The 20,142-nt window shown below is 39.8% G+C and carries 12 protein-coding genes; 7 read left to right on the forward strand and 5 right to left on the reverse strand.

Annotated features, from left to right (window positions below):
- The first annotated feature begins 142 nt into the window (after positions 1 to 142).
- From AAEU31_RS05070 to AAEU31_RS05080, 3 genes are all read left to right on the forward strand, one after another.
- A complete protein-coding gene (locus AAEU31_RS05070) occupies positions 143 to 403 on the forward strand; it encodes a DUF3081 domain-containing protein (protein ID WP_135926344.1) in 261 nt (86 codons plus the stop codon).
- 7 nt (positions 404 to 410) lie between these two features.
- Entirely contained in the window at positions 411 to 710 is a 300-nt protein-coding gene (locus tag AAEU31_RS05075) for a hypothetical protein (protein ID WP_421966645.1), read from the forward strand.
- Between the two features lie 77 nt (positions 711 to 787).
- Positions 788 to 2,383 carry an AbgT family transporter gene (locus AAEU31_RS05080; protein WP_135926342.1) on the forward strand — a complete coding sequence of 532 codons (1,596 nt, stop codon included), beginning with the start codon at positions 788 to 790 and terminating at the stop codon, positions 2,381 to 2,383.
- Positions 2,384 to 2,433: 50 nt separating this feature from the next.
- On the opposite strand, the gene AAEU31_RS05085 is transcribed toward AAEU31_RS05080, so the two are convergent.
- Both AAEU31_RS05085 and AAEU31_RS05090 read right to left on the reverse strand, forming a co-directional pair.
- Complete coding sequence (locus tag AAEU31_RS05085; RefSeq protein ID WP_421966646.1) at positions 2,434 to 10,032, reverse strand: tandem-95 repeat protein; 7,599 nt, start codon at positions 10,030 to 10,032, stop codon at positions 2,434 to 2,436.
- 123 nt (positions 10,033 to 10,155) lie between these two features.
- The gene (locus tag AAEU31_RS05090) at positions 10,156 to 10,830 is read right to left on the reverse strand and encodes an outer membrane beta-barrel protein (protein WP_421966647.1); all 675 of its coding nucleotides are present in this window, start codon (positions 10,828 to 10,830) and stop codon (positions 10,156 to 10,158) included.
- A 254-nt stretch (positions 10,831 to 11,084) separates the two neighbouring features.
- On the opposite strand from AAEU31_RS05090, the gene AAEU31_RS05095 reads away from it, so the two are divergent.
- The 3 genes from AAEU31_RS05095 to AAEU31_RS05105 all read left to right on the forward strand — a co-directional run bounded on the left by AAEU31_RS05095 (position 11,085) and on the right by AAEU31_RS05105 (position 14,440).
- Positions 11,085 to 12,080, forward strand: a complete 996-nt coding sequence (locus AAEU31_RS05095) for a Solitary outer membrane autotransporter beta-barrel domain (RefSeq protein WP_421966648.1) — start codon at positions 11,085 to 11,087, stop codon at positions 12,078 to 12,080.
- An 89-nt stretch (positions 12,081 to 12,169) separates the two neighbouring features.
- Positions 12,170 to 13,906, forward strand: a complete 1,737-nt coding sequence (locus AAEU31_RS05100) for an amidohydrolase (RefSeq protein ID WP_421966649.1) — start codon at positions 12,170 to 12,172, stop codon at positions 13,904 to 13,906.
- A gap of 12 nt (positions 13,907 to 13,918) precedes the next feature.
- Positions 13,919 to 14,440, forward strand: a complete 522-nt coding sequence (locus AAEU31_RS05105) for a protein tyrosine phosphatase family protein (protein ID WP_421966650.1) — start codon at positions 13,919 to 13,921, stop codon at positions 14,438 to 14,440.
- Positions 14,441 to 14,460: 20 nt separating this feature from the next.
- Here the strand turns inward: AAEU31_RS05105 and AAEU31_RS05110 are convergent, their stop codons facing one another.
- The 3 genes from AAEU31_RS05110 to dapA form a co-directional block, all read right to left on the reverse strand.
- Positions 14,461 to 16,707: a carbohydrate binding family 9 domain-containing protein gene (locus AAEU31_RS05110; protein WP_421966651.1), complete on the reverse strand. Its 2,247-nt coding sequence runs from the start codon at positions 16,705 to 16,707 to the stop codon at positions 14,461 to 14,463.
- Between the two features lie 200 nt (positions 16,708 to 16,907).
- The gene (locus tag AAEU31_RS05115; protein WP_421966652.1) at positions 16,908 to 18,209 is read right to left on the reverse strand and encodes a DEAD/DEAH box helicase; all 1,302 of its coding nucleotides are present in this window, start codon (positions 18,207 to 18,209) and stop codon (positions 16,908 to 16,910) included.
- 109 nt (positions 18,210 to 18,318) lie between these two features.
- Positions 18,319 to 19,233, reverse strand: coding sequence for a 4-hydroxy-tetrahydrodipicolinate synthase (gene dapA / locus AAEU31_RS05120; RefSeq protein ID WP_135926939.1), 915 nt, complete (start codon positions 19,231 to 19,233; stop codon positions 18,319 to 18,321).
- Positions 19,234 to 19,393: 160 nt separating this feature from the next.
- Here dapA and AAEU31_RS05125 point away from each other — a divergent pair, with 160 nt between their 5' ends.
- Entirely contained in the window at positions 19,394 to 20,047 is a 654-nt protein-coding gene (locus AAEU31_RS05125) for a DUF6058 family natural product biosynthesis protein (RefSeq protein WP_421966653.1), read from the forward strand.
- Positions 20,048 to 20,142 lie beyond the last annotated feature (95 nt).

The raw sequence follows: 20,142 nt of genomic DNA on the forward strand, positions 1-20,142 counted from the left end.
ATATTGTAAATTTTCGACATCTGCTGGCTAAATGCAGATTTAATGATTTATCGCAAACTAAGCCATAGAAACACTCAAAACATTAAAAATAGCACTAAACTTTTTATAGATATGAAACGTACTACATTAAAAAGGAGTCATCATGAAAAATGAACTAGACGGTAAATTAATTCTTTCTGTGTATGAAAAAATCATTCAACACGGTGAAGACCATGAAGATGGAAAGCTTTATGAAGGTATTTGCGCTTTTTCTGATATCGATGGATATACAGTCTATCTAAAAGGCAGTGGTGTATTACTACGCTTTGGTTTTCATAATACCTATCACCTTGACTATCAACACGAAAAAAACAAAGAAGACTTTATGAAGAAAGTGCTTTATATCGCAGAGCAGGAACTATAAATAAGTAATGAAACGACGGGTAAAAGCTGAATCCAAGCAGCAAGTTGCATTTATAAATCAGGTTATTAATGAATTAAAAAATGACCCAAGTAAGCTAGATATTATTCGCGACAATCTTAGCTACTATCGTGAGCAACAGTTTCTTAAACGAGGTTTTTTACTTGCTATTGAGCGTTTTGATTGGGTGTTTGAAGCAACGAATGATGTAGAGCAAGTCTGTGCGCAAATTTTAGCCGATGATTACATTGGTAAGCGTTTGCGCCGCTATCCCTTGCTATACAAGGGCGTATTGGAACGTACCTATTAGATTTCCCACCGCTAAAACATGATCTGTCCGGTAAAAAATGCTAGGTTAGCGCCATTTTGAAATAACGAGAACTGGACATGTCAAAAACTATAAACTCTCACAACACCCATGAGGGTGGCAATAATGGGTTGTTTAACCGATTTTTAGCCACCGTTGAATTTTTGGGTAATATGCTCCCTCACCCAATCACATTATTTGCAATGTTTTGTGTTGCCATTATTGTATTTAGTGGCATTGCCGATTGGTATGGTTTAAGTGCCATCGACCCACGCCCAGAAGGCGCTGCTGGACGCGACCCCGATGGTGTTATTGAAGTTGTCAGCCTGCTCAGTGCCGAAGGCCTGCAGCGTATCGTCACAGGCCTTGTTACAAACTTCACGAGCTTCGCACCTCTTGGTACAGTATTAGTTGCTTTATTAGGTGTGAGTGTTGCAGAGCACTCAGGTTTACTTTCTGCAGCTATGCGAGGCATGGTAATGGGCGCATCTAAACGCCTAGTTACTTTCATGGTGGTATTTGCTGCGATTTTATCAAATACAGCATCAGAGCTTGGTTATGTCGTACTGATTCCACTAGCAGCCATGATATTCCACAGCCTTGGTCGCCACCCACTTGCGGGCCTTGCTGCGGCATTTGCAGGTGTTTCAGGCGGTTACAGTGCCAACCTATTGCTAGGCACCATTGACCCTCTTCTTGCAGGTATTACTACACCTGCAGCACAAATGATTGATCCAAATTACCAAGTTGGCGCTGAAGCAAACTGGTATTTCATGATGATCTCAGTATTTTTAATTGCCATTTTAGGCACTTTCGTTACTGAAAAAATCGTCGAGCCACGCCTTGGTAAGTACAACCCTGATGAAGCAAGTAATGATTTGCCAAAAAATGACATTGCAGGTTTAACCGATAAAGAAAAATCAGGCCTTAAGTGGGCGGGTGTTTCACTGTTAGTGGTTTCATTATTACTTGCATGGACAATTGTTCCTGAAGACGGCATTTTGCGTAATCCAGAAACAGGCCTTGTTGCACACTCGCCATTTTTAAAAGGCATTGTGGTATTCATCTTTGTTACTTTCGGTATTCCGGGTTTTGTTTACGGCCGTGTTGTTGGCACTATGAAAAACGATAAAGATGTCATCGATGCCATGAGTAAAAGCATGAGCTCGATGGGGATGTACATTGTGCTGGTTTTCTTTGCCGCGCAGTTCGTTGCCTTTTTTAAATGGACTAACCTAGGCACAATTTTAGCGATTAACGGCGCTGCTCTGTTACAAGCTCTAAACCTAACAGGTCCAGAAGTATTCGTGCTATTCATTTTAATGTGTGCATTGGTAAACTTAAGTTTGGGATCTTCTTCAGCGCAGTGGGCTGTAACTGCACCTATCTTCGTGCCAATGTTAATGCTAATTGGCTACGCGCCAGAAACTATTCAAGCGGCGTATCGAATTGGTGACTCGGTTACTAACCTTATTACACCAATGATGAGCTATTTTGGCTTGATACTGGCTGTTGCAACTAAGTATAAGAAAGACATGGGTATTGGTACATTGGTTGCGACCATGCTTCCATACAGTATGATTTTCTTTGTTGGTTGGGTGGCGTTATTCTACTTATGGGTGTTTGTACTGGGCTTCCCTGTTGGCCCTGAATCACCGATTTACTATCAGCCTTAATCTCATCAAAGAGATGAAAAAAGCCAAGCTAATGCTTGGCTTTTTTATTTTTAACGGCGTACTTTTTGCGAGTAACGTCTATAAAGCGTATAGAAGAAGAGATAAACAATTAAACCTAGAGGCAATGAACCTCCACGTGTTTTACTCTCAACAGTTACCCGTTTTTTAGAGTTCACTAAAACATTAAATTGCCCTTCAACAGTACCACCATCACCGTCTGATACTGTAAATGTCACCGTATCGATCCCTTCAAAACCAACGTTTGGTGTATAGGTTAAGGTGTTATCAGCATTGATAATGACCGTACCATTATTTGCCGATGCGAAAATAATAATGAATGAATTATTATCTTCATCTGACACATTTGCTAAAACGTCTACAGTTACTGGGTTTTGATCCTCAGTGCTCACATCCACGATGAGAGAAATACTTGGTGCTTCATTTTCAACAACATCAACATTTACCTTAGCGTAGCTTGAACCACCTTGACCATCAGAGATTGCATAGGAAATGCTTGCCGTTCCTAGATGCTCTGCTTGTGGAGTGAAATACAATTGATTATTAGCGATACTAACTTGGCCAATATCAACTGAGGCAGATGTTAAGGTCAATGAGTCGCCATCAGCATCACTATCATTTGATAACACATCAAGATAAGTAGCTGTATTACGTTTAACCACTACAGTATCGTTTTGCGCATCAGGTTTAGTATTTGTGCCGGCTAACGTTGCTAAACCACTTGGGTCTTCGATTGCACGATTGACTAGTCCATCCGCATCATTAGGACCACCATCTTCGATAGTCAATTGCACACACCAGTAGCCTTCTTTTAAGCCTTCTTCATATTGTTCATCACGAGGTGGTGGGCAGAACCCTTCAACACCCGGTGCTGAAGCGATACTATTCTTACTATCTACGACAAACTCAGTCCAACCTGTAGGCATCAACTTGCGATAAACCGCATTGCTCGGAACCGGAGAAAATTGCGCCATAACAATACTCACAGATTGCCCTGGCACTGGTATATCAGTCACATTGAAATCAAATACACCATTTTCATAGTTAAAGCTTGCGTCAACAACGTTGTTTTGACTGTTATTTGCATATTGCTCAACTTCTTCTCCAGTAATTCCCGTTTGCGTACCGTGTGCAACAAAGGCAACATGTCCTAGGCTAAGCTGCAAGCCTGGCTCTGTTTCCATTAAGAAAAACTCACTTTCGTTGAACTTCTCTTGCAACACATTTTTCGCCAAAGAGACTGAATCGATATAATCAGGAATACCGTCATTATCACTGTCACCATAACCTTCTTGTAGATCACTAATACCGTCAAAATCTGTATCTTCTGAAGTGAGTAAAGGTGCAGACTCTAAAATTGTTAATTCTAATTTCATTGAGCCTGTTTTATCACCATCACTGGCAACAATGGTAAATTGATAAGTACCATTTTCCACATTGCTAGGGTCAAAGCTAAATTGATCGTCAATCTGATCGATATCTACAATACTGTCGCTCGACACACTCCAATCATAACTATGGGTATCAGCTAAGTTTGCATCGATCACTAATGCACTAATCGTCACTTCACCGGCATGCTTATCTATTATTCGTGTAGTAAGGCCGTTTTGACTTGCAAATAATTGTACGCTTGGTGCGACATTACCCTCTGCAATAGTCAATGTATGTGTACCTAAAGGACCAATTACAGCACTTTGTGGATCAGACAGGCTAACTACGACTGTTTCGCTGCCTTCTTCAAACTCATCTTGTGCTAAATTTACAATAAGTTGCGCCTCTCGCTGTCCTTTGTTAAAGACAAACTCTCCATCCACTAAATCATGGTCAAGCCCTTGTGTTGCATCGCCTGACACTGAGTATGGAACAATAACAGGGTAACTTACTGCATCACCATTGAGAATGGCTTTAATCGTCACTGTTGTCCCTTCTGTAGCTGTTTGGTCTTTACTAAAGTTGACTTGGGGTACAACATGGATCAGCTGTGTTGCCGAGACTTGGTCACTGCCTTCACCAGCAGTCCACACAACGGTATGGGTACCTGATGCAAAAAATCCTTTAGAGCTAGCTGTTACTCGCACTGGATTACCTAAAGAATCAAGTGCAATCGCCGTTCCCATGTTTACTTTTGTGAATAACCCCTCAGATGCAATTGTTCTGTCATCTGGCGCTATAATTGTAATGTTCTGTGATGTTGAGACTAACGAAACAACTAAAGTCACTTCGGTTATTTCACCACTGCTATCTCTAATTTGATAAGTGATTACAACTTCACCAGTCATTCCAACAGGTGCGAGATACTCAAGCTTATTATCAACAATCCGGACAACACCTGCACTGGCTGTAGCATTGAGAATAGTTAACTCATCGCCATCTGCATCACGATCATTTGCCAGCACGTCTAAAATCATAAACTCATTTAAGTCAGTATTAATCGTAAAGCTATCCGGCACAGAGATAGGTGCATCACTTACTGGATTCACTATGATAGTAACGGTGGCAAGCTCTGAACTTACTTTTCCATCTGATACTTGATAACTAAAACTGTCAGTACCGTAAAAGTCAGCATTCGGCTGGTACGTGAAACTATTAGCATCCATCGTTAACGTACCATTACTAACCGGTGTCACTAGGTTGAATGTCAGATCATCGCCATTTTCATCAAAATAGCTGAGTGTAAAGGTGATGCTCTCGTCTTCATTTGTGCTAAGTTGTTCACCGTTAGCCACAGGCGCAGTGTTTGCAATAATGACAGGGCTGGTTGCACCCGATGTAAAGGTCTCAGTATTACCGTTGCCATCAACATAGGTTACTACAACCGTTATCGTCGCGCCGATATCAGCATCGGTTAGCATGTACTCCGATAGTGTTGCACCTGAAATTAATACCCCATTGCGCATCCATTGATAAGTAAATTCACCCACGCCATCAGGGTCTTCAATGGTTGACTCAACACGCAAGGTTTGGCCTTGTTTAGCCTCGCCACTGATACTAATACCACCGGTTGCTTCATCGTTAACATCGGCAACTGTGATAACAAAGGTTTGTGTATCAGTTAACCCTTCGGCATCAGTTACTAATAAAGTAACAGCATGAGTGCCCACATCATCATTAGTGGGTGTACCACTTAGCTCACCTGTTGCAAGATTAAAATTAAGCCAACCTGGCAGTTCTGGGGCGCTCAACTTATAGCTATCAGCACTGTCTACATCATTGATAACTAATGTATAACTATAAAACTCATCTTGTGTCGCAGAAGTTAACGCTGCCGATTCAATAACAGGCGCATCATTTACAGACAAGATGGTAATAGTCACTGAAGCAATATTGGATTTAGCACCTTCGTTATCAAAAAGGGTATAACTGAATGAATCGATTCCTACATAGTTACTAGTATGTGTATAAGCAAACGTACCATCTGCATTGTTCACAACCTGCCCGAAAGAAGGAGAATTCACGATTTGCAGTGAAGAAACATCAATGCTGCCATCTACGTCATCATCATTGATAATCACATTTATCACTATTGATTCATCTTCATTTATTTGCACAGTATCATTGTTAGCTAACGGTGCATCATTTACAGGTGTGACCGTTAATGACACGCGCGCTGCGTTTGACCATTCACCTAGATCATCTTTTACCCGATAGGTAAACGTATCCTCGCCATTGCTATTGGCATTAGGTGTGTAACTTATAACTCCCTGAGACGCGATAGCAATACCTTGAAGTGGAGCGTTCACAATTTCAATACTGCTTTCATCTAGACTACCATCAACATCAGAATCGTTTCCTAACACATTGATATTATGAAGTGTGTCTTCCAAAATCACGGCTGTATCATTGTTAGCTATTGGAGCATCGTTTATGCTTTTAATAGTTAAGTTAACAGGTGCAATATTTGACATAAGAGATTGTTCATCTTTAACCGCATAGCTGAAGCCATCACTACCAAAATAGTTACTTTGTGGTGTGTAGGTGATTTGTCCTGATTCACTATCAATATTTAAAACACCATGACTTGGATCTTTTGTAACTGTTACATTTTTTACCAATAACTCACTGTCAACATCGACGTCATTATCTAAAATAGAAAGTATCGTAGGGATATCTTCGTTTAACTCAAACGTATCAGCGCTTGCAACCGGTGCGTCATTAATCTCACCAATAGTGATCAGCACAGTGGCACTTTTAGAAAATGCCCCTGCTTTATCAGCAATACGATATGTAAACGAATCGCTGCCACTAAAGTTGGCTTTTGGTGTATATATAATCAGTTCATTACTTACTTTGGCATCCCCATTTTCAGGCAATGTAACGACTTCGAGAGTTGATAGATCAATTGCATCATTACTATCAATATCTTTATCGTTTGCCACCACATCGATTTCGACCGCCATGTCTTCGTCTGTTGTGATCTCATCACCTAGAGCAATCGGAGCATCATTCACTGCATTGATAGTTATCGAGACAATTGAAGTATTCGAACGACTGGCTTCCATATCCTCTACAGTATAAGTAAAACTATCTTTGCCGTTGTAGTCCTTATTCGGAGTATAGGTAATTACCCCCGTTGCTGTATTAAGACTCGTTTTACCATGCTCTGGGGGTGTGACAACCATCACACTAGCAGGGTTCAGTTGACTATCGACATCAGTGTCATTCTCTAAGACATTTATCGCAACAATATTATCTTCATCAACACTAGCTGTATCATTTTGGCTGACAGGCGCATCATTAACATTCAAAACTGTCAGCGTATATTTCTGAGTACTTGCTTCATTCTTTGAATCAACAGCAAGCAAGGTAATCGCATGTTTCCCAACATTTTCGTTTGTGGGAGTACCACTTAAGACTTGGCTGACACTATTAAAGGTTAACCAAGAAGGCAGATTTAAACCTGAGTATGTGAGCGAATCACCAGGATCAACATCTACTGCAGTAAACTTATAACTATAGAGCTCGCCCTCTTTTGCTGTTGTGACAGGAGTAGATGTGATCGTTGGTTTATCATTAACATTAGCAACATTAATAACAAAATCCTGTCTGTCCGATGCATTTAAAGAATCTGTTACAACAACGGCAACATAATGCGTGCCAACATCATCATTTGTTGGTGTGCCTGATAAAACGCCAGTTTTTGAATCAATTGTTAGCCAACTAGGTAAACCAATGGCACTAAATGTAAGGGTATCACCTATATCCGCATCACTTGCCTTAACTGAATATAAATATTCAGTGTCTTCAGTTGCCCAAACCTGTGCAGAGGAAGTTATAACAGGCGCCTCGTTCTTGCGAGTTACATTTAAAGAATATTCTTGTTTAAGTTTTTCAACTCCATTTTCAAGTACATGAATCGTGATAGGGTAAATACCAATATCCGCTTGTTCTGGGAGACCTGTTATCGTTCTCGTTGAGTTATCATATGCAACCCAGCTAAGAAAAGAGTCGCCAAAAGAAGCGGTTATAGATATCTCATCATTCTCAGCATCGGTAACTATAATTTGATATTTATATAGCTGATCAACTTGCACAGCTGTTACAGGTTCAGATTCAATAACGGGTAGATCATTAACTGGGATGACTGTGGTACTAAAGACTTGATTTGTAATTGGTTCGACAGAGTCTTCTCCTCCATCAGCTAAGTCAAAATTAAAACTATCTGACGTAGTTTCACTACCATCATGCTTATAATAAAGCTTTGAATCATCAAGTGTTTGCTGGGTAAACGTGCCATTCACAGCAAGCTTTTCACCTGAGTCTAAACTACCATTATCATTAGCATCGACAAACAAACTACCATTCGTAGGTACTGATTTAAGCGTATATGTTAACCCTGTACCAGAGTCATCACTATCTTTTGCAGATAACATACTATTAGTAATAACTTTTGAATCGCCTTCATTAATTGAAAGTCCTGTATTTATACTAACTGAAGGTGGGTCATTAATTTCTTTAACAGAGTAGTTGCCAACGATAATTGAACTTGAGGCCGTACCATCGGTTACAGAAAAGCTAATTGTAAAATTCCCAGCTCCATTTGTAGAACCATTAAATACAATACTTGCAATTGACGCATTAACATCAGTTAGATTTCCAGAGAGTGTTAAGATACCCGTAGCTTCATCATAACTAATTGATGCTGAACCGCTTGCTGTACCAGACAACGAGCCAAACTGTGTATCTGAGAGTGTTACAGTTAATGTGACCTCATCATTATCTGCATCTGCAATACTCACATTATTGAATAAGGTTTCGCCTGTAGTGCCTTCTGAAATATTTTTACTGTAGTTTTCAAAAGCAGAATATGTTTTTTTAACAACGAACGGAGAACCAATCTCAGTCGTTGTATCAATTGCATAAAACGTATTAGCACTATCGAGTGCCGCCCTCATTCTGATACCGAAATAAAACGCTTTATCTGCAGGGGCAACCTGACCTAATGAACTCCATGTATTGTTTTCATAAATATATAATTGCCCTCTCCCGTTAGTCGCTTGTTCACTAAACGCAATTAAAGGTTTATCGTTTGAATCTATTAACAGATTCAAGATTCTAATTGCCGAAAAGGTTGAGGTATCCCCCACTTCAGACCAGCTATCATTGACAAGTTTAACTACCTTAACTGGGCCCTGATATGACGTTGAATTAATAAGTGAGACGTAAGCGGTGTCTTGACTATCAAATGCAATTTGAGGATAACCACCTGATAGACCACTTAAACCTGTTGAGCTTAGACTGTGCCAATTGGCGCCATCAAATTTTCTAACTTCTACAAAGGCAGGAATACGCTCTGTTATTCGAGATACTATATGTAGCTCATTCATTGAGTTAAATGCTATTTCAGGGCTTTCTGAGCGTCCGCCACTTGCCTGAGAGCCTACACTAACCCAGTTCGTGCCATCCCATTTTTTTACATAAGAGTAAGAATTACCATAAGCAAGATATAGCACGCCATTCTTATCTGTTTTCAAGTCAATATGATTTAGGTTTGAGCCTGTTATTTGATCAGAACCAAGTTCATTCCAACTACCATTTACCAGCTCTTTAACCACAACTTTCTTCGAAACACTCGTGCCCGAAATGAATGCAGCGTATAAACGGTTATTCGTATCAAACGCTATATCGGTGTTAGAGGCTGAGTCTGTTGAAAGCGCACTTCCTCCTACTAATTCCCATGTATTTGTATCGCTAAACTTATAAACAACCGCCTGACTTTGACCATTTTTAAAAATAATGTAAGGGATATTGTTGTTATCTACAGTAATGTTTAAATTTGTCGAATCCCCCACTGACGAAGGAATTGAACCTACTTGCTGCCAAGGACTATTAGCACTAAAGCTAGGTGCTGCATTCGATTTAGTTACATTGAGTGTTGAATTTTTTTGCACATTATAATCAGACAATGACCGACCATTTTCTAATGTTTGACCATTAAAGGTGATAGTCTGCCGAGCTTGCGCAATACTCGTCTGCTGCTCAACAAGCCCTTTTACCGTATCAATGCTGTCACTTGGCTCAACATCGAGTGTGAAAGTCTCGTTCGGTGCAATGATTGTTATTGGCATAGCCAATATAGACATAGGCGCAATAAGCGCTATTAGGTATAGGTATTTAATAATTGTTGATAGCATGACGTAGTGTTCCTGTAGAAACTTCAAGCTGCGAGTAATATCATCAAGAGTGATTTACTCATGTTCTCAGCTATTCCTTGAGATAATTTAAAATGTACGCCCCTTGCGCACATCGATAATGAGTTAGTCGAAGTAATATCTTGCGCCAATAGAGAGCATCGAAGCATCAGTTGCATCCAGCGCTGCATGGTCGTAACTAATAAAAACTTGAGTACTTTTAAAAACAGCAATACTTGCTTCAATGCCAAAGGTGACATTGTTGCCACTTCGTTTTGCATTAAATAGCTGTGAAGAGTCTATTTGGTATTGGTAATCTTGTTGCCAATCTAAATACCCCAACTTACCAGTCAGTGATATCTCTTTGGTAACAGGCCACGATGCTAAAAGTGATATTTGCGGCCCCTTTGCTGATTCTGGGTAAATTTGTTCCATGGTACTGTGTAAGCTGTCTATGTCGCTGACTTCACCAGTAAAGCTGAAATGTCTTTCGCCAAAATCTACATAACCAACTTGCAGTGAGTAGAACGAATTGAATTTATAACCAATTGCAGCTTGATAACCTGTATCTGAGTCCTTAATCGACACAGAGTTAATTAAGGCTCCTTGTTCAATTAATGATGACGTTAGTTTTTTTTTGCTGAGGTCTGTTGAAGCTGAACCTATTTGTCCTGATAAAAACCAGCCTGTTTGCTCAGCTTTGCCCTGTTGACTGCAAAATAAAGAACCAGCAAATAGGATGAATGTAGTAAGCTTTAAAACAAAGCCATTTGAACTAGCATTAAAATATGAAGCATTCAAAGTGGGACCTCTTGAACAGATTGAATCTAATTGCAACGAATCCACTGTTAATTACGAACATCCACTTTGTACATGCCATTTACATTAGATTAAAATATTACGAGTTCGAATGAGAAAATTCTGATTCGAGGTGAGTTTGTGAAAATTCCGACACCCTTTGTTGCTAGTTCCGAGGAAGGAGTTTTGTATTACATGGATACCAATTAGGCACCAACACAACAAGATTCATGCTGCTGAATTTACAATGCTTTTATATGAGATTTAAAGTTTTGATGAATAACCGTATTAAAAAGGTTTTTACTCTGTGCACAGTGTGGGCTTTGATCTACTGCTCATACAGTGATGCAAATCCAACGAAACAACTTGAATCAGCATTTTCCACCTCATTGGTTTTAACTGATGGTGACAGCATTACTTTAGGATTTGGTGATTTTGATCCTCAAACCATATTTAACCCACAAAATACTGTCAATGAAGAAGACAGCATAGCACTGAGAAAGAAGTTAAAACTCTACAGCATCCCGCTTAAATGGCAGGTAAATACCCCTATCTACCAACACAACATTAATGTAGTAAGTCGGATCAGCTACCTAAATCAATCAGATTTCATTTCGCTGTTTGATAATGTAGCTGACGACTATATTTCTGAAACTGTGTATAACGGGATGCTCGGCTTTAACGCAGAAAAAGCTCTTGGCTCTAAGTGGTCATATCAATTTGGTTTGAATACTCACTACTTACATTACAACAATGATTATGAGTACAACTCTCCCGAGTCTAGGCGTAATTTAAAGCCTTTAACTGATAACCTTTACACCAATCTTAATAGCAATGCACTGGTGTTAAACCCTAATGCAACCATGATTTATCGCCTGCCTAGATATTGGGGCTATTACGAATATAAGCTTAACTTTAATTATTACTATGGCTGGGCACTATCTCACCCTGACGGTATACATAATGCAGCCCCTGAAACTTGGCGAACACTAAATGGTATTAAAGCAACGTTTAACATGTTTAAAATTGGACCATTTGAGCAAGCATTTTATATCAAAGGACAACGTATCGACTTAGGTGGTGATAGTCGAGTTGCATTCGGAACTGATCACTTTTATGAGTATGGTATAGGCTTTTTATGGGATGCACAGCGCTGGACGTCTTGGTTCAACAATTTTGGTATTGGCATCAACATCCATAACGGTAGCAGCCTAGATGGTGCTGCAATTGTCTTATACTTTAATGAAATTTAAGTCCATTTTTAAAAGAAAAAATTTTTAAACAGACTATATTCTTATATTACTCAACGACATAATTATTAGCTAATATACATGGAAGATATATGAAACATCACCTCGCACTTGCCTGTTCATTACTCACTTTAACGGCCTGCGATAAAGCCCCAGAACAAACAGCTAAAACACTACCACTCCAAGTTAGCGTAGCAGATGCTATTTATTACGGTGGCGATATTCTCACCATGACAAGTGATGAACCAAAGTACGCACAAGCAATTGCAACGCAAGGCGACAAAATCATCTTTGTTGGTGATAAAAGTAAAGCACTTGAGCATAAGTTTGGCAAAACAAAGCTAGTTGATCTACAAGGTAAAACCTTAATGCCGGGCTTTGTCGATGGTCATAGCCATGTCTATGGTGTTGGGTTACAGGCTATGGTAGCCAATTTATTACCGAGCCCTGATGGTGATGCCAACAGTGTTGAGCAAATCGTTAATATTCTTACAGCCGCACAACTTAACCCTGATTACACAACATTTATCGAAAAAACCGGTGCTATATTAGGATTTGGTTACGATGATGCTGAGCTTGATAGATACCCGACTAAAATGGACTTAGACCGCGTTAGCACCGAAAAGCCGGTCATTATCATTCATACCTCGGGTCACTTAAGTGTCGCAAACAGTAAAGCCTTAGCCATGGCGGGCATCGACGAAAACTCAGAAAACCCTAAAGGCGGGCTAATTCGTCGTATGTCGAACTCACAAGAACCCAATGGGGTGCTCGAAGAAAATGCGCACTTTGGTTTACTGTTTAAACTCATGCAGTCTTTTGATCCTGAGTTACAAGATTTAATGCTACAAGAAGGACAAAAACTCTATACAAAATACGGCTACACCACAGCACAAGAGGGCCGAGCAACTCAAGAAGCCTATGATTCAATGGTAAGAGCTTCAAAAGCGAATAAATTTTTGATTGATGTGGTTGCATATGCCGATATGGTCACCAGCAGCAGCTTTATGGACTCAGCCTATAATAGTAAAAGCTACACGAATCAGTTTCGGATTGGTGGTGTAAAACTTAATTTTGATGGCTCTCCACAGGGTAAAACAGCCTGGTTATCAGCCCCCTACCTTAAAGCACCTGAAGGTCAAGAAGCTGGCTATTTAGGTTATCCTACCTTTAATGATGAACAAGCATTTGAATATGTTGAGACTGCCTTTGCTAATGGCTGGCAGGTTATGACCCATGCCAATGGAGATGCCGCAATTGAACAATTTTTAGATGCTGTTGAAAATGCCAACAATAAATTAGGGAAAAAAGACCGCCGCCCGGTGCTGATTCATGGTCAAACAATTCGTCAAGAGCAGGTAAATCGCCTTAAAGAATTAGGTATTTTTCCGTCGCTCTTCCCAATGCATACCTTTTATTGGGGCGATTGGCATGTAGATTCGGTACTTGGCCATCCGCGTGCTGATTTTATTTCACCAACCAATGCGGTCAAAGAGCAAGGGTTGATGTTTAGTACCCATCACGATGCACCGGTAGCATTGCCAAATGCGATGCGCGTTCTCGATGCGACAGTTAATCGCACAACACGCACTAACCAAGTACTTGGCCCAGATCAACGCGTCTCTGTGTATACTGCACTACAAGCAATGACCACTTGGCCTGCATATCAACATTTTGAAGAAGCATCAAAAGGGCAATTAAAACAGGGGATGCAAGCTGATTTAATCATTTTGGATAAAAACCCACTTAAAATTGAGCCAGAAAACCTACATAAACTGCAAATTTTATACACTATCAGTCGCGGTAAAACCGTTTACACAAAACAATAATGGAATAGAAAGATGATCAATAAACTCATAAAAACAATGTTCATAGTCTTATTATCATTTACAGCACTAGCTGAGCAAGCAACCAGCATACAACTCGATATTTTAAATTTACATGCCCAATCTGAACACGTTTATACATCAGGTCAACCAAGCCAATCAGACTTTGCAAAATTAAAAGCGCTGGGGGTTGATACCATTATCAATTTACGCGGCGACAATGAAACGAGTTGGTCAGAGCAAGAGGTAGTTAAAGGATTAGGGTTAAACTACTACCCTATTCCAGTGCAATCAAAAGCCGACATCACCCTAGAAAATGCGACCAAATTACACAACTTGTTGGATCAGGAATCTCAGCATACTACCTTAGTTCATTGCGCCAGTAGTAATCGTGTAGGCGCGCTAGTAGCGCTCTATCAAGGTGTCACTTTAAAAAAGCCAATTGATGATGCTGTTGAAATTGGAAAACAATGGGGACTAAAGAGTTTAGAGCCTGTGGTAAGAAACAAAATAAAAGAAGAAATTGGTCAGCACTAAGCTGACCAATTTTAAATTTATCAAAGCTGCCATGCATAGCTTAGCTTGGTAAAAAATGTACGTTGATCGCGCTCAACACCTTGCAACGAATCGTCTTGATAACCTTTGTCTGAATAACCTAAGTAAAACAGCGTCTGCGAGTTAATTTTGTATGAATACACTAACTGACTGCCATAATCACGGTTAGTTTGGCTTACATCAAACCGATAAGCTTCATTATTTCGATCAACATCTTCAAACTGCAAAACAAGCTTTAACATTGAGCGCATATTAAATTTATAATAAACACGTAAATCGGTTAAGTTCACCGTATAAACACGTTCATTTTGTTCGTTATCTAGGTAGCTATAACTATGCTCAAGTTGCACTTGCCAATGATCGTTAATATCCCATGTCATCTCAGGTTCAATTCGTACCATAGTACCTAGAGCTGCATTACTGTAGTCAATTTTGCTGCCATATTGAGCATACAATAAGAAACGAACATCCCGAATGGGCCTAAAACCGCCGTAGATATAACCTATGTTCTGATTAAAGAACTCACCAGCATAAAACTCATTACGATGAATAAAACCAATTTCGGTTTGCGACTGCATCTTACCTTTAAAAGTAAAATAGCCATCATATTCTTCTTCAAGTAGGTCACCATTTTGTGCCCACGTTTTATCCCACTCGGTATTATAGCTATACTCAGTAATAGCATCATCAGCGTTGCGATACCAAGTTTGCCCACCGCCTAGTTCAATTTTTTCATAATCGACTTTCGCCTGATAACCGAGATCTGAACGATACTCTTCGCCGATATTTTCGTAGCTCGCATACAGCTCATAGTCACGTTTAGATCTTGTAAACTCAATGGCATAAGCTTGATCCGATTGATTTTTATCAACCCCGTAATAGTCTACTAAAAAGTCTGCATTCGTAGTGTCTGTCGTTGCTACTTGATACTGCAAACTATCTGACTGGTTAAACCAATAACTCCCATCTATCGATAATACCGTATTATGGTAATCATCATTTTCGCGGTGGGTGCTCATTACGCCAATCGTCCCTTTTTGGCCTATATCAAATTGATATCGCCCTGCCACAGCTTGCGTTTTATCCGCCAAATTCGCAAAACCTGAACCTTGATTAGTCGGTAACAATACACTGGTATTCTGATCGTCAGCGTACATAAAGCCATAACTGTGTGCGCCGGTTTTGCCTGTTAACTTCAAACCGACATCAGGTTCAGCAATCATTCGCGTATATAAAAGCTCTAGTTGGCTTGTATTAAAATAAGAGGCACCATCTAAAAAGAATGGACGCTTTTCAGCATAATAAATCGAGTAAGTTGTATTTACATCAAGCTCTAAAGAGTCTGCTTCTACTTGAGAAAAATCAGGGTTAATAGTGGCGTTAATTACCGCATCTTGAGTCACCCCCCAACGTAAATCTAACCCCGCTTCAGTATCAATATCACCATTTTGCCAATCACCTGGCACTGTGTCTTTGGTATCATGACGAAGCGCCGTTAAAGTTGGTGTAAGCTGAATGTTTTGGCTTTCAGTCATGTTGGCAAAACCAGTAAGTTTATCAAACTGACAAAAACTACATTTTACATCTCGGTCAAAGCCAACATTCGACATCTGATAATACACATCACGCGGGTAGTTTCGCCAAACTGCAAAGCTCCACGTTAACTCTGTTTGGTCTTTTGGAAACCGAAGTGCTGTGAATGGAATACGCATTTCAACCACATACCCATCGTCAGTTATTTGCCCTGCACTATCCCAAATAGCATCCCATGATGGGTCTTCCACCCAATCATCAATATCAGTCATGCGCATATCGCCTTGCGCACCAAGGGGGTTTACGTAAAACTCATAGCCGGTACGTTCATCATTGAAAGTATCTATCATCAAGGCAACATTATCGTCTTGCCAAAGAGTATCGCGATCACGAAGAGCGGCGCGAATTTGTGAAGGGTCATTGTCTTTTGCAATAAACCCAACATACAAGTATTTACCATCTTCGTATATAAACGCATCAGTTTGAACAAGTGGTGTGCCTTTTTCGGTCGGTTCATTTTGATATTTCAAAGGCACTTTTGTCGCATATTTCCAGTGAGGCTCATCCATCACACCATCAACACTAATAGACTCTTTAATATGGGCAAGCGAAAATTCTGCTTTATCAAATGCATGTGTGTAAAAAGGCATGCTGATAACGCTAAATAAACAGGTAGGGGCGATGATTTGATTTATTATTCTTTTTAAGTACTGCATAAACATCCATTTAGAGACTGATGCGTTAAAAACGCTATTTAACTGATTTCAAAGCGATTGTAATTCAGTGAGGTACATTTGTTAACCTAATTCTACATTTCGACAGCCAAAAATTAACAAAACACGCCTTTTGTATTAATTTCAGAGTAAAAAAAAGCCCCATCACCTTTCAAAGTGATGGGGCTTTTTTTACAACTAAATTATTTTTTAAGACTTAACTTATTGCCTTTTAATGATTTACGCACATTTGCAATACGCGAACGGTTCTTTGCGCGGGCCTCACCTGTAGCTTGGCCTGATGGCTTGTTTGTACGACTACGGCGTAAATGCGATGGCTTTTTACCTATTTTCTCAATTAATACATCACGGTTACTTACTTCGTAACCAGGCAATACGATTCGTTTAATGCGTTGACCAATCAGCTTTTCAATATCGAATAAAGTATTTTCTTCTTCACGACTAACAAATGAGATAGCCTCACCTGGTTTTCCTGCACGACCAGTGCGGCCAATCCGGTGAACATAGTCTTCTGCAAGCCATGGTAAATCGATATTAATAACACGCGGCAAGCCTTCAATATCAATACCACGCGCAGCCACTTCGGTTGCTACTAGTACGCGAACTTTGCCTTCTTTAAATTCACGTAATGCGCGGCGACGGTTACCTTGAGTCTTATCACCATGACAAACAACAGCAGGGATACCATCAAGATTAAGCTCTTTAACAAGCTCATCAGCTGTTTCTTTCATGTTCACAAAAACCAGTACTTGCTGCCAGTTTTTCTTACCAATTAATTCAGATAAAAGCTCTTGTTTACGGCGCTCTTCGACTGGATAAACAACGTGTTGCACTGTTTCTGCGGTACTGTTTGTTTGGTCTACATGAATGATTTCTGGTTGTTTTAGAACTTTACTTGCAAACTGTTTAATTGCCGCAGGAAAAGTGGCAGAGAATAATAAAATCTGACGCGCTTCATTACAGCCGTTGATGACTGTTTGCATATCATTGATAAAGCCCATATCTAGCATGCGGTCAGCTTCATCAAGCACTAAATGTTTTACACTTGCTAAGCTGATATTACCTAAACGAATATGATCAAGTAAGCGCCCAGGTGTTGCTACAACAATATCGACACCCGCTTTAAGATCATTTGCTTGGCCAGCTAAATTTATACCACCAAATAAGCACACTGTTTTAAGTTCGGTATACTTAGCAAACGATTTGAAATTATTAGCAATTTGTTCAACAAGTTCACGAGTCGGCGCAAGCACTAATGCACTCGGGGCATTATTATCACTAACTGCTGATTCTGATAACTTTTGGATTATTGGTAATGCAAATGCCGCGGTTTTACCCGTACCAGTTTGCGCACTAACCAGTACGTCTTTGCCTTTTCTTACCGCAGGAATTGTACTACGTTGAACGGGAGTAAGCGTTTCGAAATTAAGCTCATCTAATGCCTGTAAAAGCTCAGAAGAAAAACTAAATGATTTAAAATTCATGCTGTATAACCTGCGGCCATTATATCAAGGGTCGCAAATTATACAGAAAAAAAATGATTTTAGTTAGTTATAACTTAACTAAATATGCGCTAAATGACTTAATCTGCACTTAAAGCAAAATAACGTCTTGCTCAGCTAAAATATTTGCCTCACTACCCACAATATCAGCAACATTAAGTTCGTTAATATAACCTAAGCCAATTTCTTGCTGCGCATTTGTTAGTGGCACATAAGGTAAACGGAACACAGGGTTCACCGCACCAGTCATCATCAGCGCCGTATTGATCGCAATCGGATTAGGCTCGCAGAATAACCAGTTCATAAGTGGCTGTAGTTTTGTATTTAGTGCCTCATTTTTTTCATCCATCAATTGACGGAAAAGGCCGGGAATTAAGTTAGATGTAACTGAGATCACGCCATGGGCATTATGAATATGCCTTGCATCATGCGCTTCATCGTCATTACCTGACCAACAAGCTATGCCTTGCTGTTCATAATGTGCGATACGCTCATTACCACCGCACTCTTTTACACCGATAAAATGCTTGTGTTTTGCCAAAGGTTCAATGATATCAGGTGTTAAGTCTTGACCTGTGCGACCCGCAACATTGTAGATAAACGCCGGGCCAATATCGAGTAAACGATTAAAGTGCTCTTTTACACCAGCCATTGACGTACGGCCATAGTATGGATTAATTTGCAGCGCCGCATCCATACCTGTTGCAAAACCATATTCAGTTGCTTTTATAGCTTCACGCGTATTGTTACTTCCTGTGTTACCAACAATTAATAAGCGGTCAGAGAATTTGCTCACACTGTGTGCGATTAGCATTAAGTGCTCTTCCCAATTCATTAGTTGACCTTCACCGGTCGTCCCACCGACAATAATGCCATCAACTCCAGCTGCAATTTGCTGTTCAACAAGGTCGTCATAACAAGCAAGATCAATTTCACCATTGGTTAAATAAGGTGTTTTAATAGCTGTGATCAAGCTTGCTTGTTTAATTGTTTCTAGGCTGCGCATAACTTTTTTAATGTTTGGAAAATTTGCGCTAGTTGTATCATAAACCCAGCCATTTTCCGAGTAGTCTGATGCAATAAATAAAAAAACTTGAGAAAAAATCAAACTTAAGCCAAAATAAAACACTGTATAAATTAACAGTATTTATTGTGAGTAATTGATAATGCAACTTTCCAAATTTTTGGCAACCTACTTTTATACTACTGAAGAGCTATGTCAAACCCTCTCAATTGATGAGGATACGCTTGCAAACTGGCAACAAAGTAGCTTATTTCCCAAACCTAGTTATTGTTTGCAGAGTCAATTAGAGTGCAGTTCATATTCAGGTATTTATCAGTGTGAAGAGTATCAAGACTATTACCCGCGTGGTGCAGCAAGTTGGGGGCAATTAATCATAAAACATGACATAAGCTCATCATGCCAAGCATTTAATTATTTTGCTCAACATTACTCAACACAACTTGCTAAACTTGCTGAACAAGGGTTTGCCATTGACGAAGAATTGTTTGGTAGCGACATAGATGAGCATTTACAACAAGTATGGCAGCAATTTCTATGCAGCAAGTATGGCGTGCTAACACAAAATGGTCTCGTTGAAGAAGCTGTGCAACTTGATGTTGCTAAACTGCTTATTGATGATATTACTGAGCTTCGGACAAAGACTGGTTTGAGCGTGGAAGAGCGCCAAACCCTGCATAAAGCACTCAAACTCATGAATCGCGCATTGAGTCACGGTACCGGGCACGAAGGTAAAAATACCCTTCGCCATCGTTACATTGATGATTTGGTGGCAAAATATGATTTATCAGTAAAATAACTGCTATAAAATCCGTTTTTTCTTGAAAGTGAACATACCATGAACCCACGCACAAAGTTACAGCAATGTATCACTTGTTAATTTTTGGTTAGTAC

The organism is Pseudoalteromonas thalassia (genome assembly GCF_049257215.1).
GTDB classification, from domain to species: domain Bacteria; phylum Pseudomonadota; class Gammaproteobacteria; order Enterobacterales; family Alteromonadaceae; genus Pseudoalteromonas; species Pseudoalteromonas lipolytica_C.

Excerpts from the sequence above, each read along its gene's own strand:
- AAEU31_RS05070 (WP_135926344.1), top strand. The coding sequence starts at position 143 with ATGAAAAATGAACTAGACGGTAAATTAATTCTTTCTGTGTATGAAAAA.
- AAEU31_RS05085 (WP_421966646.1), bottom strand. The coding sequence starts at position 10,032 with ATGCTATCAACAATTATTAAATACCTATACCTAATAGCGCTTATTGCG.
- dapA (WP_135926939.1), bottom strand. The coding sequence starts at position 19,233 with ATGCGCAGCCTAGAAACAATTAAACAAGCAAGCTTGATCACAGCTATT.
- AAEU31_RS05095 (WP_421966648.1), top strand. The coding sequence starts at position 11,085 with ATGAGATTTAAAGTTTTGATGAATAACCGTATTAAAAAGGTTTTTACT.
- AAEU31_RS05075 (WP_421966645.1), top strand. The coding sequence starts at position 411 with ATGAAACGACGGGTAAAAGCTGAATCCAAGCAGCAAGTTGCATTTATA.
- AAEU31_RS05110 (WP_421966651.1), bottom strand. The coding sequence starts at position 16,707 with ATGCAGTACTTAAAAAGAATAATAAATCAAATCATCGCCCCTACCTGT.
- AAEU31_RS05080 (WP_135926342.1), top strand. The coding sequence starts at position 788 with ATGTCAAAAACTATAAACTCTCACAACACCCATGAGGGTGGCAATAAT.
- AAEU31_RS05100 (WP_421966649.1), top strand. The coding sequence starts at position 12,170 with ATGAAACATCACCTCGCACTTGCCTGTTCATTACTCACTTTAACGGCC.
- AAEU31_RS05125 (WP_421966653.1), top strand. The coding sequence starts at position 19,394 with ATGCAACTTTCCAAATTTTTGGCAACCTACTTTTATACTACTGAAGAG.
- AAEU31_RS05115 (WP_421966652.1), bottom strand. The coding sequence starts at position 18,209 with ATGAATTTTAAATCATTTAGTTTTTCTTCTGAGCTTTTACAGGCATTA.
- AAEU31_RS05105 (WP_421966650.1), top strand. The coding sequence starts at position 13,919 with ATGATCAATAAACTCATAAAAACAATGTTCATAGTCTTATTATCATTT.